The sequence below is a fragment of the Paenibacillus yonginensis genome (assembly GCF_001685395.1).
GTDB lineage: Bacteria > Bacillota > Bacilli > Paenibacillales > Paenibacillaceae > Fontibacillus > Fontibacillus yonginensis.
On sequence record NZ_CP014167.1, the window covers coordinates 3509066 to 3523297 of the forward strand.

The 14232-nt window shown below is 50.2% G+C and carries 13 protein-coding genes; 8 read left to right on the plus strand and 5 right to left on the minus strand.

All coding sequences use genetic code 11. The annotated features are described in order from the left end of the window. Positions 1-46 precede the first annotated feature (46 nt). From AWM70_RS15935 to AWM70_RS23950, 7 genes are all read left to right on the plus strand, one after another. The gene (locus tag AWM70_RS15935) at positions 47-1624 is read left to right on the plus strand and encodes a histidine kinase N-terminal 7TM domain-containing diguanylate cyclase (protein ID WP_068698045.1); all 1578 of its coding nucleotides are present in this window, start codon (positions 47-49) and stop codon (positions 1622-1624) included. A gap of 154 nt (positions 1625-1778) precedes the next feature. After that, positions 1779-3371, plus strand: a complete 1593-nt coding sequence (locus tag AWM70_RS15940) for a spore germination protein (RefSeq protein ID WP_068698047.1) — start codon at positions 1779-1781, stop codon at positions 3369-3371. Beyond that, the gene (locus AWM70_RS15945) at positions 3368-4480 is read left to right on the plus strand and encodes a GerAB/ArcD/ProY family transporter (protein ID WP_068698049.1); all 1113 of its coding nucleotides are present in this window, start codon (positions 3368-3370) and stop codon (positions 4478-4480) included. The genes AWM70_RS15940 and AWM70_RS15945 overlap by 4 nt, the downstream gene beginning before the upstream one ends. Beyond that, positions 4473-5711 carry a Ger(x)C family spore germination protein gene (locus AWM70_RS15950; RefSeq protein ID WP_083180357.1) on the plus strand — a complete coding sequence of 413 codons (1239 nt, stop codon included), beginning with the start codon at positions 4473-4475 and terminating at the stop codon, positions 5709-5711. The genes AWM70_RS15945 and AWM70_RS15950 overlap by 8 nt, the downstream gene beginning before the upstream one ends. After that, positions 5704-5967: a hypothetical protein gene (locus AWM70_RS15955; RefSeq protein ID WP_068698051.1), complete on the plus strand. Its 264-nt coding sequence runs from the start codon at positions 5704-5706 to the stop codon at positions 5965-5967. The genes AWM70_RS15950 and AWM70_RS15955 overlap by 8 nt, the downstream gene beginning before the upstream one ends. 4 nt (positions 5968-5971) lie before the next feature. Beyond that, complete coding sequence (locus tag AWM70_RS15960; RefSeq protein WP_237167733.1) at positions 5972-6937, plus strand: GerAB/ArcD/ProY family transporter; 966 nt, start codon at positions 5972-5974, stop codon at positions 6935-6937. After that, the gene (locus AWM70_RS23950; RefSeq protein WP_237167734.1) at positions 6909-7088 is read left to right on the plus strand and encodes a hypothetical protein; all 180 of its coding nucleotides are present in this window, start codon (positions 6909-6911) and stop codon (positions 7086-7088) included. Before AWM70_RS15960 ends, AWM70_RS23950 begins: the two co-directional genes overlap by 29 nt. 7 nt (positions 7089-7095) lie before the next feature. Here AWM70_RS23950 and AWM70_RS15965 read toward each other — a convergent pair whose 3' ends face one another. Then, positions 7096-8835: a glycoside hydrolase family 13 protein gene (locus AWM70_RS15965; RefSeq protein ID WP_083180568.1), complete on the minus strand. Its 1740-nt coding sequence runs from the start codon at positions 8833-8835 to the stop codon at positions 7096-7098. Between the two features lie 335 nt (positions 8836-9170). On the opposite strand from AWM70_RS15965, the gene AWM70_RS15970 reads away from it, so the two are divergent. Continuing rightward, positions 9171-10178, plus strand: coding sequence for a LacI family DNA-binding transcriptional regulator (locus AWM70_RS15970; RefSeq protein ID WP_083180358.1), 1008 nt, complete (start codon positions 9171-9173; stop codon positions 10176-10178). Between the two features lie 101 nt (positions 10179-10279). Here the strand turns inward: AWM70_RS15970 and AWM70_RS15975 are convergent, their stop codons facing one another. The 4 genes from AWM70_RS15975 to AWM70_RS15990 form a co-directional block, all read right to left on the minus strand. Beyond that, positions 10280-10966 carry a glycerol-3-phosphate acyltransferase gene (locus tag AWM70_RS15975; protein WP_068698053.1) on the minus strand — a complete coding sequence of 229 codons (687 nt, stop codon included), beginning with the start codon at positions 10964-10966 and terminating at the stop codon, positions 10280-10282. Further along, a complete protein-coding gene (locus tag AWM70_RS15980) occupies positions 10963-12054 on the minus strand; it encodes a glycosyltransferase (protein WP_068698055.1) in 1092 nt (363 codons plus the stop codon). The genes AWM70_RS15975 and AWM70_RS15980 overlap by 4 nt, the downstream gene beginning before the upstream one ends. Positions 12055-12390: 336 nt before the next feature. After that, positions 12391-12993: a YfbU family protein gene (locus AWM70_RS15985; RefSeq protein ID WP_068698057.1), complete on the minus strand. Its 603-nt coding sequence runs from the start codon at positions 12991-12993 to the stop codon at positions 12391-12393. A gap of 52 nt (positions 12994-13045) precedes the next feature. Further along, on the minus strand, positions 13046-14071 hold the full coding sequence (locus tag AWM70_RS15990; protein ID WP_068698059.1) for an ROK family transcriptional regulator: 1026 nt from the start codon (positions 14069-14071) through the stop codon (positions 13046-13048). Between the last annotated feature and the right edge of the window lie 161 nt (positions 14072-14232).

Genomic DNA, 14232 nt, shown 5'->3' on the forward strand with positions numbered 1-14232 from the left:
AAAGCGTTCGTTCCCCATCCTCTTCAAGGAGCTGAGCAAGCGGCAAATGGGCTCATTTATTTCCAATTATATTGTGATCGTCTCCCTCTCCGGCGTCCTTAACGTTCTGCTCGCATTTCTGGCGTATTTCAGACGTACGGACTTTCAGGGAACCAAAGCTTTTGTCGCCATAGCCGTCACATCGGCCATCTACATATTTGGTTATGCCGTCGAGCTTTCAAGCAGCAGCCTTGAGGAAATTCGGCTTTGGACCAAAATCGAATATCTCGGGCTGCCTTTTATTTCTCCGGCCGATCTTATTCTAGTGCTGTATTTTGTGGGGCTCGATAAGCTGTTAAACCGGATTACCCTGCCGCTATTGTTCGTTATTCCGGCCGTTTCCTGTCTGCTGGCCCTGACCAACGATTATCATCACCTGCTGTATCGGGACATGTATCTGAATATGGACGCCCCGTTCCCAACCGCTAATATTGTCATGGGCCCCTGGTACATCGTTCATGGCAGCTATACCTTCGGATGCCTGTGTGCCGGTGGATGCATCATTTTAGCCAAATGGAATTCCATGAAGCACAACTACAAATGGCAGATGTTGACGCTCCTCGTCGGCATTATCCTGCCTTCTGCCGCTTCTTTGGCCTATCTGTTCGGCCTTTCCCCTTACGGCATGGACCCTGTGCCCGTGGTCATGAGCGTGACGTCAACGCTGTACATCATCGCTATCTGGTCAAGAGGCATGCTGACCGCCGCTCCAATTGCACGAGAGAGTCTATTCGGACATTTATCCGACAGTGTGCTGGTGCTTGATATATTTGAAAGAGTGGTTGATTACAATCCGGCAGCGGAACAGTCAATACGCGGGTTGGATGCTTCCTCTATAGGCAAACCGCTGGCCAGGCTCGTGGAGAAGTTCAGTCCGGAAACCTTAATCTTTATCCAGAGCAACGATCCGGCGGTTCCTGCCGAAACCCAAGTGGAGTGGAAAGACGGGGAGAAAACGTTTCATTATCAGCTTCATTGCTCCCCCTTAACCAAGAGGGACGGCCGCAACATTGGAAGAATTGTGAAACTGACCGATATCACGGAGCAAACGATGCTCCAGGAGAAACTTCAATTCATGGCGACCCGGGACAGCTTAACGCAGATTTACAACAGGGGCTACTGGATGGACAAATCCCGGGAGGCGTTGTCCGCTTGCCAAAAGCTAGAGGAACCGCTCGCCGTCATCCTGCTCGACATTGACCATTTCAAGAATATCAATGACCGGTATGGTCATGATATTGGTGATGAAGCCCTCCGGCACCTCGTTGCAGTCTGCCGTTCCTTAGTCCATGAAGAGATGCCTTTCGGACGATATGGCGGGGAAGAGTTCGTGATTTGCCTGCCGGGGAGAAATCTCGATCAAGCCGGCTATATTGCCGAAATGATCCGTAAGGGCATTGAAGACAGTCCTCTGGCAACGCCTTCACAGCAGCTTCCGATTACCGCCAGCTTCGGCGTCGCAGATGAGACCTGCGGACAAACCTTGGAAGAGATGCTGAGCGAAGCGGACAAGGCCCTCTACCAGTCCAAACACGGCGGCCGAAACCGGGTTCATCTGGCCAGGCCCAAAACGGTTTATCCATAAAAACCTTCCAAGGCTAAACAACCCATTTCCGTTCCTTTCTGACGGGATGGGTTTTTTCTGCGGATTTTCGCCGAAACCCTCTCCTCCTAAGGAAGAATAAGGAATTGAAAGCTGGGAAATAATACACCAACATCCCTTAAAAGGAGGATTGACGATGAGTACATCACAACCCGGCCGTGCCAGTCAATCGAACAATTCCGGACCGGAGAGCGTTCCCTCTTCACGTCCGTTAATGGACTCCTTGGAAGATAACTTGAGTGAAATGTTGCGCCGTTTGGGAGCAAGCGCCGACATCGTGGTGAGAAGGCTCGACACGGAGGCTGGCCTTCCCATGGCTGTGGTTTATATTGACGGACTTATCAACACAGACATTATCAATCAATCCATTCTTCAGCCACTGACGAATATGTTTCTTCAAAATGAGGGGAAAGAGGCAAAAGGAAGCACTGCCGAACAGCTTAGAGCAAGACTGCTTCCCATCGGTCAAATCCAGGAATGCAAAACCTTCGAAAGCGCCTTCTCCATGCTTTTTGAAGGTCATACTCTCATTCTTATGGACGGGAATAAAGCGGTGCTCTCCATGGATACCACGGGCTGGGAGACGCGCAGCATCAACGAGCCGACTTCCCAGGCGGTTGTACGCGGCCCGAAGGAGGGCTTTACTGAAAACCTACGGACCGGCACCTCTTTGCTGCGCAGGAAAATCAAGTCGCCCGATTTGCGGATTGAAGAATATAAGATCGGGGAACGGACTCAAACCAACATTGCGATGGTTTACCTGAAGGGAATAACCGATGATCAGATTCTTGAAGAAGTCCGGCGCAGGCTTAATGCGATACAAACAGACGCTATTCTTGAAAGCAATTATATTGAAGAGTTTATCCAGGACGGAAAATGGACTCCTTTTCCGACCATTCAAAACTCAGAACGTCCGGATGCCGTAGCCGCAGGCATACTTGAAGGACAAGTCGCCCTCTTGATTGACGGGACACCCTTCGCTTTACTTACTCCAGCTACTTTCTTTAGCTTCTTTCAGTCCAGCGAAGATTATTATCAGCGGTACGACGTTGCTTCCTTTTTACGTATGATCCGGATCCTATCCTTTTTTGTTTCCATGATGCTGCCTGCTTTATATATTGCCATTACCACCTTTCACCAGGAAATGGTGCCGACGCCCCTGCTGGTAAGCCTCGCCGCACAAAGGGAAGGCGTTCCTTTCCCAGCTTTGGTTGAAGCTTTGGTCATGGAGCTGACGTTTGACGTGCTGAGGGAAGCAGGCGTCCGGATGCCAAGAGCCATCGGGCCGGCCGTTTCCATTGTAGGCGCGCTTGTCCTCGGGCAGGCAGCCGTACAGGCCGGCTTGGTATCTGCGGCTATGGTTATCGTGGTTTCCTTCACGGCGATCTGCAACTTCGTGATTCCTTCCCAGGTGATTTCCAATGCGCTTAGGCTTATCCGTTTTGTCATGATGATTGTAGCTGGTGTCCTGGGACTATTCGGAATCACCTCATTCCTGATGTTTCTGATGATCCATATGGCAGGGCTGAGCTCTGTCGGCGTTCCTTATCTGTCTCCGGTTGCGCCTATGACTCCCCGTTATCTAAAAGACGTATTTATAAGGGCTCCGCAGGTCCTGCTTAAGATACGCCCTAAACTTGCAGCCAAACAGGAGGCTTACAGACAAGCCCAAATCTCCAAAACAAATCCAAGCCATGACTCATCCAATAAAGGAGGCCAATCTCCATGAAACAGAAAATAGGGACCTTGCAGGCATCCTTCCTGATTGTGAATGCCATTGTACCTACTGCCATCATGGTTTTGCCTTCGATAATCAGCACCAGGCTGGAACAGGAAGGACCCTTCAGCATCGTCATATCGGCCTGTTTTGGGGTTCTTTTAGTTTTCCTCATCGCTGATTTGATCAAGAAGAGCCACCGGACTCCTTACATAGAATGGATAAGCAAAGTAAGCTCTCCGTTTGTTGGAGCTCTCATGGGAGCTCTAATTGTCGGGAATTTTATAGAGGAAACCGCCATCGTTCTGCGCCAAAGCATCAACTTTATTAATGAAAACGTCCTTTTGAATACACCGTTTGCCGTGATACTGATAATTATGGTGAGTATAGGCATTTATATAACCACCCAAGGTATAGAAGTGATGGCGCGCGTGAGTTCCATCCTGATGTTGCTGTACATCCTGCCTATCCCTGTCTACCTATCCGGGGTCGTTGATTTCAATCATTTCAGCCGGCTTTTGCCTATCTTTGAACATTCGCTAAATGATTATATTCTGAGCAGCCTGGGGCCCGCCAACTGGATTTCAGAAGTCTCATTCCTGTTATACATTGCCCCGTATCTCAAATCGCCGGAACGTTCCAGATCTATCGGCTTTTTGAGCCTAACTTTCACCTGCATCATTATTTTGATTGTCTACATCCCCACTCTGCTGGCCTTTGGACCGGAATATATAAAAGTATTAAATTACCCGGGGGTTACTTATTCCAAGCTTGTCCACCTGGGCCGCGCCTTCGAGAACCTGAACATTTTGTTTGTATCCTACTGGCTGCTGGTCAGCTATATAAAGTTGTCCTTCTTCCTGTTTGTGACCCTGGAATGTTTCAAGCAAACCTTCCGGATCAAAGAAAACCAGTCCTATTACTTGCTGGCTCTGTCTTTAATTATCGCGCTTGAATCCTACTATACCTGGGATACTCCGGCTCATCTGTACAAAAACAATCTGGAAAATCAATTTCCCGGCTTCATGCTGTTCAACGTTGTATTTCCGCTAATGGTTTACGTTATGAGTATTATTAGTCAATTGAAGACTCGGCGAAGGGAGATCAGCAGTCGTGAATAAGTTTTATTTATTGGTATCCAAGAAATGGCATACGGCTCTATGCATTTCTTTGACGGCCGTCCTGTTAGGCGGCTGCTGGGATAACAGAGAGCTGAACGAAATCGGAATCACTTCGGGTACGGCCTACGACTGGAATAACAACAAATGGACGATCACTTATCAGGTCATCAACCCCCTGTCCTCATCAGGCACTATGGGCAGCGGCGGCGAGTCCAACACACCTCCTTTCCTGACTTTCACTACACAAGGAGCGTCCATTATGGATGCCATTTCACACAGCAACATGACCAGTGTCCGCCAGCTGTTCTTCGCCCATTCCCGGATGACTGTCTTCAGCGAGAACTTGGCGCGAAAAGGCATCACGGACGTGATGGACTTGTTCCTGCGCAAACCGGATGCCCGCGAAACCGTCAATGTCTTTATAAGCCGGCGGATGGGCAGAGATATCCTGGATCAATTGATGCAAACGTCCAAGAACCAGGGGGCTGGCATACAATTAATGATGCAGCAGGAAGCTAATCTGAGTTCTTATTACCCGGGGATCAGAATGTTTGAGCTCGCCGTTAATCTGGCCTCCGAGTCCCACTGCGCAACCATTCCGGAAATTAAGTTGACAGGTAATGAAATCATGGATTCAACGCAAGAAATCGAAGTCACCGATCTGCCCAGCCGTCTGGAGCTGGGCAGTCTGGCCGTATTGAAAAACGACAGGTTGATCGGCTGGTTGTCCGTCAAGGAAGCGTTCGGTCTTACCTTCCTTACCAACCAGATTCACTCGGCAAGCATCTCTATCCCTTCAGATCCCAAAAAGGGAGAGGTTAAGGATTCCTCCTTTTCCCTGCTGCATTCCAAAACGAAAGTGAAACCTAAATGGGAAAACGACCATTTTGTCATGGATGTCAATGTCCGCGGCGGCGGTACGCTGCTTCAATTGTCAGGAGACGTCGATTTAAATAAATCCGGAGAAATTGAACAGCTGGAGCAAAACATTAATAAGGAGGTGTTAGCCTATATCCAAGAGTCTTGGAGTGCCCTGCAGAAACTAAATGCAGACGCCACCGGATTCGCCACGCTGGTTCACCGGAAATATCCGCGCAGGTGGAAGCAAATCAAAGCTGCCGAAAGCTGGGACAAAGAATTCAGGGCGATTGAGCTTCGTCCCCATGTTTCCATGAAAATCGAACGTTTCGGACTGGGCAGCAAATCTTTCAAAAGTATCGAAAATGAATAAAGAAAAGGACAGAAATTTCATGATTAATGAAATTTTGCTGATTATAGCCTATGCAGCCGTATATATTGCAGGCTGTAGACCAATAAAAGGGCAAAAGCAGGTTTATAAAAAAGCAGTGCTCGCGCTTCTGTTCGTTTGGAGCGCCGTTGAGTGGATTCTAGGAAGCAACGGGAAATGGTATCCGACCCTTTCCGTTGTCTATTTCACTTTCTATAAACCTATAGGCCAAGCCATTGTCCACTGGTTAGGAGGATAAGCGGATGAAAGCCGGAAAAGAGCAAATTACTTCGCTGCAGATCACCTTTATGGTCACCATATTCGAAATTGGCAGCGCTCCGTTATTTTTGCTGGGTTCCCACGCCCGGCAGGATGCCTGGTTGGCTACGGCGGTTGGTTCCGCAGCGGGACTGCCGCTGCTTTTCCTGTTTTTCTGGATTCAAAGCAGAGCCCCCGGCAAAGATTGGACCGGCCAGCTGAAGCTTGGTTTCGGCCCTTACATAGGCACCATTCTCGGAGCCGTATATGCCTTGTATTTCGCTTATGAATCCATGCGAAATGTCCGTGATTTAGGGGAGTTGACCAAACTTAGCTTATTGCCGGGGACCCCTATGTTTTTGACCATGCTAATTTTTATTTGGACTGGCGGTTATGCGGTATGGAAAGGGGTCGCAGTTGTCTTCAGGCTCCCGGAAATGCTGCTTCCGGTTACTTTATTTATGTATGCCGTGGTGATTGCAATCTTCTTTCTTCTCAAGGTTCCGGATTATAACCGGCTTACTCCCGTTATGGAGAACGGATTCTGGCCAATCCTCCAAGTGGCTTTGCCCGATCTTGTGTCCTTTCCTTTTGGACAAACTGTTATTTTTCTGATGTTCTGGTCCTTTTGGGAGAAAAAAGGCATCCCGATCAAACAGACCTTGATCGGGTATCTGACTGTCAGTTTATTCCTGATCTTTGTTAATTCAGTGATCCTGGCGGTTTTAAGCGCCCCTATCGCCGCGGCCAGCGAATTTCCCATGCTTAAGGCCGTGCATTCCCTTTCCAGCCTCCGTTTTGTCGAACGGCTTGAAATTCTGCTGAGCATTCTGCTGTATGTTGGACTCTTTGTGAAGATGACGATGTTTTTCCTGTGCTCGGTCCAGGCAATGGCCCATATCACAAAAAAAAACGGCCAGGTTCTGGACGATCCCGGCCGGCTTGCTGATATTTGGCGCTTCTTTTATTGAAAGGGGTTATGCCCAGCATTTTGCCATCGGGCTTGGTCCCAGCCTGAAAGTGGACGTTGTCTTTCAGGTTGTTGTTCCTGTGCTGCTGATCTGTTTCCTGTTAATTAGAGGCCGCAGGAGCAGCAGCCATCCGGCTGGATCCAAGGAATGAGCCCCTATTATTCAGGAACTGACTCTGACTGCCCTTCGGTCCCGGCAGAGACATTTACCGCTTGAGGATCTATAGCCGGCGTAATCAGATGATAGACCCGGCTTTCAAACGGCTCGAGCTTCATTTCGGCTGAAAGCCCTACCTGCTCGGAGAACCGGTTATGGAGCAGCAATCCGGCAGCCGAATATTCCAAGCTGTCCGGCAGCACGATTTCCGCCTGCTGTTCGGAGAGGTTGCTGATTACCAGCAGCTTCTCGTTGCCAAGCGTTCGTGTATAAGCATACACCTGCTTATGGTCCGGCAGGAGAAGATCATAACTGCCGTAGACAGCCACCTCATATTCGCTGCGCAGTTTGATCAGATTTTTGTAGAAATGATAGATGGAGTCGGGATCAAGCCGCTCCTGCTCTACATTGATTTCGGTGTAGTTCGGATTGACCTTAAGCCAAGGGGTACCGGTGGTGAAACCTGCATGGTCTTCACGGCCGTTCCACTGCATCGGCGTTCTGGAATTGTCACGGCCGTTCTTCCAGATCATCTGCATGATTTCGTCGTGGCTTCTCCCGTTCTCAAGCTCAATCCGGTACAGATTCTTGATGGCGACATCATTATAATCTTCGATCTCAAACTGTACATTGGTCATGCCTAGCTCCTGCCCCTGATAAATAAAAGGGGTGCCCTGCATCAGGAAATACATTGCCGCCAAGGCTTTCGCAGAAGCTTTCCAATAGGTGGTGTCGTTCCCCCAGGTCGAAACGATACGGGGCTTGTCATGATTTTCAATAAACAGGGCGTTCCAGCCGCGGTTCTCAAGCCCTTTTTGCCAGCGGGTAAGCGTTCGCTTTAGTTCGACTACGTCAAGCTCGCCCTCCACACTTTTGTCCCAGAGCTGCATATGTTCGAACTGAAAAATCATGCTGAATTTGCCGTTCTCCTCGCCAACCCACTGATCGGCATCCTCGGCGGTTACCCCGCTCGCTTCCCCGACCGTCATCACATCGTAGTGGTCCAAGGTCTGCTCTTTCAGCTCTTGCAGGAAGTCTTGGATGCCGTCCCGGTTCATATGGCCTTCAAACGAAGGGACATAAGCCAGCTGATCGGGATTCGGCATATCCGGCAGGCCGGGGATTTTTTTGATATGGGAAATCGCATCTACCCGGAAGCCGTCAATGCCTTTATCCAGCCACCATCTGATCATGCGGTAAAGCTCGCCGCGCACCTCCGGGTTCTCCCAGTTGAGATCCGGCTGCCGCTTGGAGAATACATGCAGGAAATATTGACCGGTAGCTTCGTCATATTCCCAGGCAGATCCGCCGAAGATGCTCTCCCAGTTATTGGGTTCGGCTCCGTTCTTGCCGTCCCGCCATATATAATAATCGCGTTTGGGGTTGTCCTTGCTAGACCGTGATTCCACAAACCAGGGATGTTCATCCGAGGTATGGTTGATCACCAAATCCAGAATCAGCTTCATTCCGCGCTTATGGACTTCCTGCAGCAATTCGTCAAAATCGGCCATCGTGCCGAACTCATCCATAATGTCCTGATAATCGGAAATGTCATAGCCGTTATCGTCATTAGGCGATTTGTAGGTTGGGCAAATCCAGATCACCCCAATGCCGAGGTCCGACAAATAATCAAGCTTGGAGATAATTCCCTGAATGTCGCCGATTCCGTCTCCATTGCTGTCCATGAAACTTCGCGGATATATTTGATAAGCTGTTGCTTCTTTCCACCATTTTTTGTGCACGGTCTGCAGCCCCTTCACAGAAAATATTCCTCTTCGTGTATCATTAGCTCATTTCAGGAAAATATTTTCCCAACTTTGCTTATTATAAAAGGAACCCTGCATGCGGTCAACAAGCTTTTTTCCTGTTCCATCCTATGTATGGGCCTATAAAGTAAACCTTATCAAGGAACTTCGGCACCTTTTACAGGAAAATATTTTCCCAATTCAACTTGGAACTCTCCTATTTTCCAGGGACCTTACAATTAAAGGAGACATCGGTTTGACTTCCGTTTACAATAAAACAGACAGGCTCCACCATACGGAAGTGGCGATCAGGAAGGATGTGAGTTCCTCTTATGAAAATCACCATCAAGGACATTGCCAGGATGGCGGGTGTCTCCATTTCAACCGTCTCCCGGGTCGTGAATAACAGCAAACCCGTCAACGACGACGTAAGAAGAAGAGTGATGGAAGCGATCCGGGCCACCAACTACCGCGCTGGAATGCTTCCAGGGGATTCGGCGGGTCCGCGAGCGGATGCGCTGCTGATCGGAGTTATCCTGCCCCATAACACCAACACGGTATTGGATGATTTCAATACGGGTATTACTAATGTGGCCGATTTGTACGGTTATGATGTAACCGTAGGACTTACGGATGCAACGGTAGAAAATGAACTCGGATATTTACGGCTGTTCGGGGGAATCGGCGTTCAAGGTATTATATTCGTCGGCTCTCCGCTGGAGCAACGGCATTTGGAAATTATCCGCGAACACAAGCTGCCTTGCGTTGTTGTTGGAGAGGTTTCACCGGTAACCTTCATCCCCTCTGTACATATAGACAATGTGACGGCTTCCTTTGAAGCGGTGACCTATCTGATTCAACAGGGACATCAGCGGATCGGCATCATTCGAGGCGAGGATGAAGGCGCGGTTGGAGGACAACGTTATGAAGGGTACGCCCGCGCGCTTGCGGCAGCTGGAATGGAGATCAACAAACATTGGGTCACGACCAGCGGAATGTCCGTTGAGGACGGCACGGAGGCAATGGCCCGGCTGATTGCGGGAAGCGGCGAGCAACAGCCGACGGCTGTCTTCTGTTCGACGGACTGGATGGCGATCGGAGCCATGAATTATTTGCTCGACCACGGCTATAAAGTTCCGGATGACGTGGCTGTCTTTGGCTTTGACGGAAGTTTCATGTCCGGCGTCGTCCGTCCTCAGCTGTCAACCGTCTCCTATTCCGCTACGGAGATCGGCATGACGGCCGTCCGGAACTTAATCAAATTGATTAAAGGAGAAGCCGTAACCCCTCATCATACTAATGTTCCCCATCATTTAACGATACGAGGCAGCACCCGTTAACGTTTAGCTTAACAGTATAACTTGGGAAGGAAATCGGAGCAGATCAACTGCAGATTTACAATTCAAGGGGAGCACGCCGTCCAAGCGTACTCCCCTTAGTATTAAGACTTCGATTCAGGATCCACAGGCACGGCTGTGCTGTCATCCCTATTCCCCAGCCAGCCCGCTTTGCGATCCCGCGCAGACAGCACGTTCCGGCTAAATACCGCCAGTTTATGACGATTCGCAAACCCCAGCAGGAGCAGATTAACCAACCAGAACACGAGGATCGGAGCCGGAAATCCTTCGGTGATCAAATACACGGAAAGCAGCAGCATGCCGAATACAACTTGAAATCCGTTTGCCTCGTCCGAGATGCGGCGGCTGCCTTTGAACAGAATGGCCAGGCCAAGCAGGGCAGCAAGCAAAATCGCGTAGACCAGGGCGGCCTTAAAAGAAGTTAAGGCGCTCCATACCCCGAAAGTAACGGCAATTCCTTTGCCGCCGCGGAATTTCAGAAACGGCGAGAACAAGTGCCCCAGAATCGGCGCAGCAGCCAGCAAAGCAAGACCATAGCCGCTTATGTTCTCGGCCCGGATAAGCCAAACCAGCGGAAAATATCCCTTCAGGAAATCGAGCGCAACCCCGGCTAAACCCAGCTTCCAGCCGGCAACGGCCCACAAATTAAAGGCGCCCGGATTGCCGTCGCCTACCGTGCGAACATCTTGCCGAACCAAACGTCCCAGCCAATAAGAGAACATCAGGGAACCAAACACAAACTCTACCCAAGCCAGCGTCACAATCATCATGATGATTTCCGGCCCCCTACGTCTATCGTCCTGCCTTTCCAGACCACCTTCTTCAGAAAGACCACCTGATAAGCTGAATAAATAAAAGCCACCAGAAAGAACAGGACAGACAAAGTATGCAGCAGCGGCATCAACCAGCCAAACCGGCCGACATACCGGGTCAGCAGGAAAATTTGCGCGGTGAACAGCAGATAAGCTCCCACAGCGGGCCAGGCCCAGGAGGTCGGCCACAGGAACCAGGCGGACTGCGCAGCAATCAGGGTAACAAACCAAACCGCAATCAGAGTAACCGTTAACGGACTTAATTTGGAGGTGCTTGTCACCGCCCCTTTGCTGAAGCCCTCTAATTCACTGCGCAAACCTTCCGGATACATGCGAAAAGAAACATCCCGGCCCCCGAGATAATTCGTCACCGGAATCCCCGCTTCACGAAACTTGGCTCCCAGGTTCAAGTCGTCCAGTACCTCAGAGCGGATACCGTCATGCCCGTTAATGCTCTCGTAGTCTTTCCGGGTCGCTACAATGCAGGAGCCGTAAAGCCCCTGCTGAGGATTACGCCGTTCAAACGGCGACATAAAAGCAAACAGGCCTAAAATATTCGGCACCAAAGCAAGGCGCTCATAGAGCTTCTCCGTATAATGAAACGGCACGGCCGAGATCACGCCGCCATTCTGCGAACGGGCATGAAGCAAGGCATTTAAGGCCTCAGAAGAAAGACGGATGTCGGCATCCAGGAAAATGAGCAGATCGCCGGTCGACTTCAGGAAGCCGTTCCATACCGCCCACGTTTTGCCTGTCCATCCGGCAGGGAGCGTTTCGTTCTGCACCACCTTGACTCCGTAGCTTTCAGCAACCTCACGGGTCCGGTCCTCTGATCCGTCATCCACAACGATGATTTCATCCGGACGGCGGCTCTGGTTCTTCAGGGAGTTCAGCAAATACGGCAGGTTGTGTGCTTCATTCCGTGCCGGAATGATAACCGATACCTTCCCGCCGCGATAAGGCGCATCAGCGTGAGGAAGCTTGTTCCTGCGAAGCAAAACCCATGCCGCCAGGCATCCGATCACGCTCAGTAATAATATCCACAATGTAATCCCTCGCTTTCCGGACAACCGGATTCCCCAGCTGGTCTATACACAATTGGAGAACATGCTTGGTTTTTCTAACATTTTATGTACAAAAAGACCGGGAAATGCCCGGATCGCCGAATTCTAAGGAGCGCTGCCTCCAGCAGTCTTCCCCAAAAGCTCGGCAAATCGGCTGTTCCAGGCTGTTAAATGGCTACTATGCAGCTAAATGGGAAATCTAGGACCAAAGTCCAAAACTACCTTCATCTTATTCCCTTGTCGCGTTCTTAACAAGAGTCTTTCCGCAAAAAACATTTTCTTCATAAAAAAAGGATACCGCAAACGCGGCTATAACCGTTAGTTTGCGGTATTCTGACCCCGCTGCCGGGAAAAAAGACGAACGGCGTCCGCATCCGGCAGACTGGTAATAAATCGGACCTCTTCAAGACTCAGCGCCTGCTTGCGCCCGGTCAATGACCACTGCCGAAGCATGTACCGGTATTGAGGCAGCATAGGCCTTAAGCTGTCGTAGCCTTCGGGTCTGCTGAATTCCTCGTATTGCCCGTCCTCGTCGATCACAAAGCTGGCGAAGGAGAAATGCTGGAATTCCCAATGACGGCTGAAGCCCCGGAACTCCAAAATTTCAGGATAAATCTGGCCCGGCTTGGCCGAGAGCATATCGCTGGCGGCTGGTCTGGACGCCTCCGGCTGTTCCTGACCGTCCCATTCTTCGAAGGAGAGCTGCAGAGCACGAAACATGTTCAAGATGAGAAATACCTCATCACTGATATGCTCGGGAATGTCATCACTTACCATGTCAAGCACCTGATCGTAATAATGGGCATATCCCCGCTGCAAAATTTTGATCTTCTCGTCGTAATAATCACCGTCGCCAAGATTCAGGGCCTTCAGAATTTGCAGCTGGTTGCTTAAAATAAGCCTTTCCGTCTTGGTAAGCATTGTTCCTCTCCCCTTTCATCGCTCCTAAGATTGCCGGCTGGCATCGGCCTGTTCATAAGCCCGTCATCAAACGTTCAATGGCCATTCTCTGCAGCCCTTGTAAATAATCTTTCTGCCGGTCCCGCAAGACCAGCTTGGGAACATGCTCCGCAGGAACATAGCTGGCGCAAGCCGCTTCAACCGCCCGCACGGCCTGCTCATTCAGATCCTCCCGGCAAAAAATAACCGCATGCGGATTGATCACCGCAACGAGCGTGGACACAAACCGGGCCAGACTGTCGATCATCAGTGAATCAGGCTTGGAATGCTGACAATCTTGTCTTCCCGTCTTCGTGGCCTGCATGAAGTTCAGATGGTCATATTGAGGGATATAAGAGATTTCTCCCGAGAAAAAGCTGCTGCCGCGTACCACATCGCCATTGATCAGAATGCCCGCCCCTGGTCCATTTGTACCTAGAAACAAATAGACCAGGGTGGGATTATCAGCCTTGACCAAACTTTGGTGATAGCCGAGCACCGCGGCGTTCATGTCATTTTCCACCTCAACAAGGACAGGCAGCCGGGATTCATAATACGTCTTCAAATCAAAGTTCTGATAAGCCGGATAATTCGGAATATGAAACGTGATGCCGTTCTTGACCGCGCCGGGAACGCCAAGGCTGAGCACCTTGATGCCCGGGAAACGCTCCAGAACAGCCTGCACAATAGCGGTTAACGTGTCCGGATTGTCTTCCCAGTGAATCTCGGATGTCCCCTGCTCCAGCACTTCGCCCACATAATTGCTTACGGTATATATGGCATCATTTCTTTCGATATAAAGAGCCAGCCCGAGCTTGAAATCGGGGTTAAGCCCGTACCGCTGGGCTCGGCGGCCGCCGCTGGACTCATCGGTGCCCACGAGGAAAATCTCCTTATCCCCTTCCAGCTGGTCAACGATCTTGCTGACCGTCGGGAAGCTGATATCCGCTATTTTGGCAATTTCCGTCTTGGTCGCACTTCCGAGCCGCAGCAGCTCCATGCGGACTCTCCTGACGACAAGCTCGCTCATCTGTTTCGGCGAAACAAACCGCTCTTTCATAAAGCCCTCCTTGGGCAGATTTTTTAAAGTAATTTAATAAGTATTTGATTTGAGTTTAGCATACGCTGTCGGCAGAGACAATGCGGGTTTTTCAAGGTTCTTATCTTGAATTTACGGATTCCCGGCTATTCGTCTGGAAAGATGACATCCAAACCCCAAAA

What these genes read in the sequence shown, in the direction of transcription:
- AWM70_RS15985 (WP_068698057.1), bottom strand. Translation starts at nt 12,993, where the DNA reads ATGCTTACCAAGACGGAAAGGCTTATTTTAAGCAACCAGCTGCAAATT.
- AWM70_RS15940 (WP_068698047.1), top strand. Translation starts at nt 1,779, where the DNA reads ATGAGTACATCACAACCCGGCCGTGCCAGTCAATCGAACAATTCCGGA.
- AWM70_RS15990 (WP_068698059.1), bottom strand. Translation starts at nt 14,071, where the DNA reads ATGAAAGAGCGGTTTGTTTCGCCGAAACAGATGAGCGAGCTTGTCGTC.
- AWM70_RS15935 (WP_068698045.1), top strand. Translation starts at nt 47, where the DNA reads ATGGGCTCATTTATTTCCAATTATATTGTGATCGTCTCCCTCTCCGGC.
- AWM70_RS15945 (WP_068698049.1), top strand. Translation starts at nt 3,368, where the DNA reads ATGAAACAGAAAATAGGGACCTTGCAGGCATCCTTCCTGATTGTGAAT.
- AWM70_RS15955 (WP_068698051.1), top strand. Translation starts at nt 5,704, where the DNA reads ATGAATAAAGAAAAGGACAGAAATTTCATGATTAATGAAATTTTGCTG.
- AWM70_RS15975 (WP_068698053.1), bottom strand. Translation starts at nt 10,966, where the DNA reads ATGATGATTGTGACGCTGGCTTGGGTAGAGTTTGTGTTTGGTTCCCTG.
- AWM70_RS15960 (WP_237167733.1), top strand. Translation starts at nt 5,972, where the DNA reads ATGAAAGCCGGAAAAGAGCAAATTACTTCGCTGCAGATCACCTTTATG.
- AWM70_RS15970 (WP_083180358.1), top strand. Translation starts at nt 9,171, where the DNA reads ATGAAAATCACCATCAAGGACATTGCCAGGATGGCGGGTGTCTCCATT.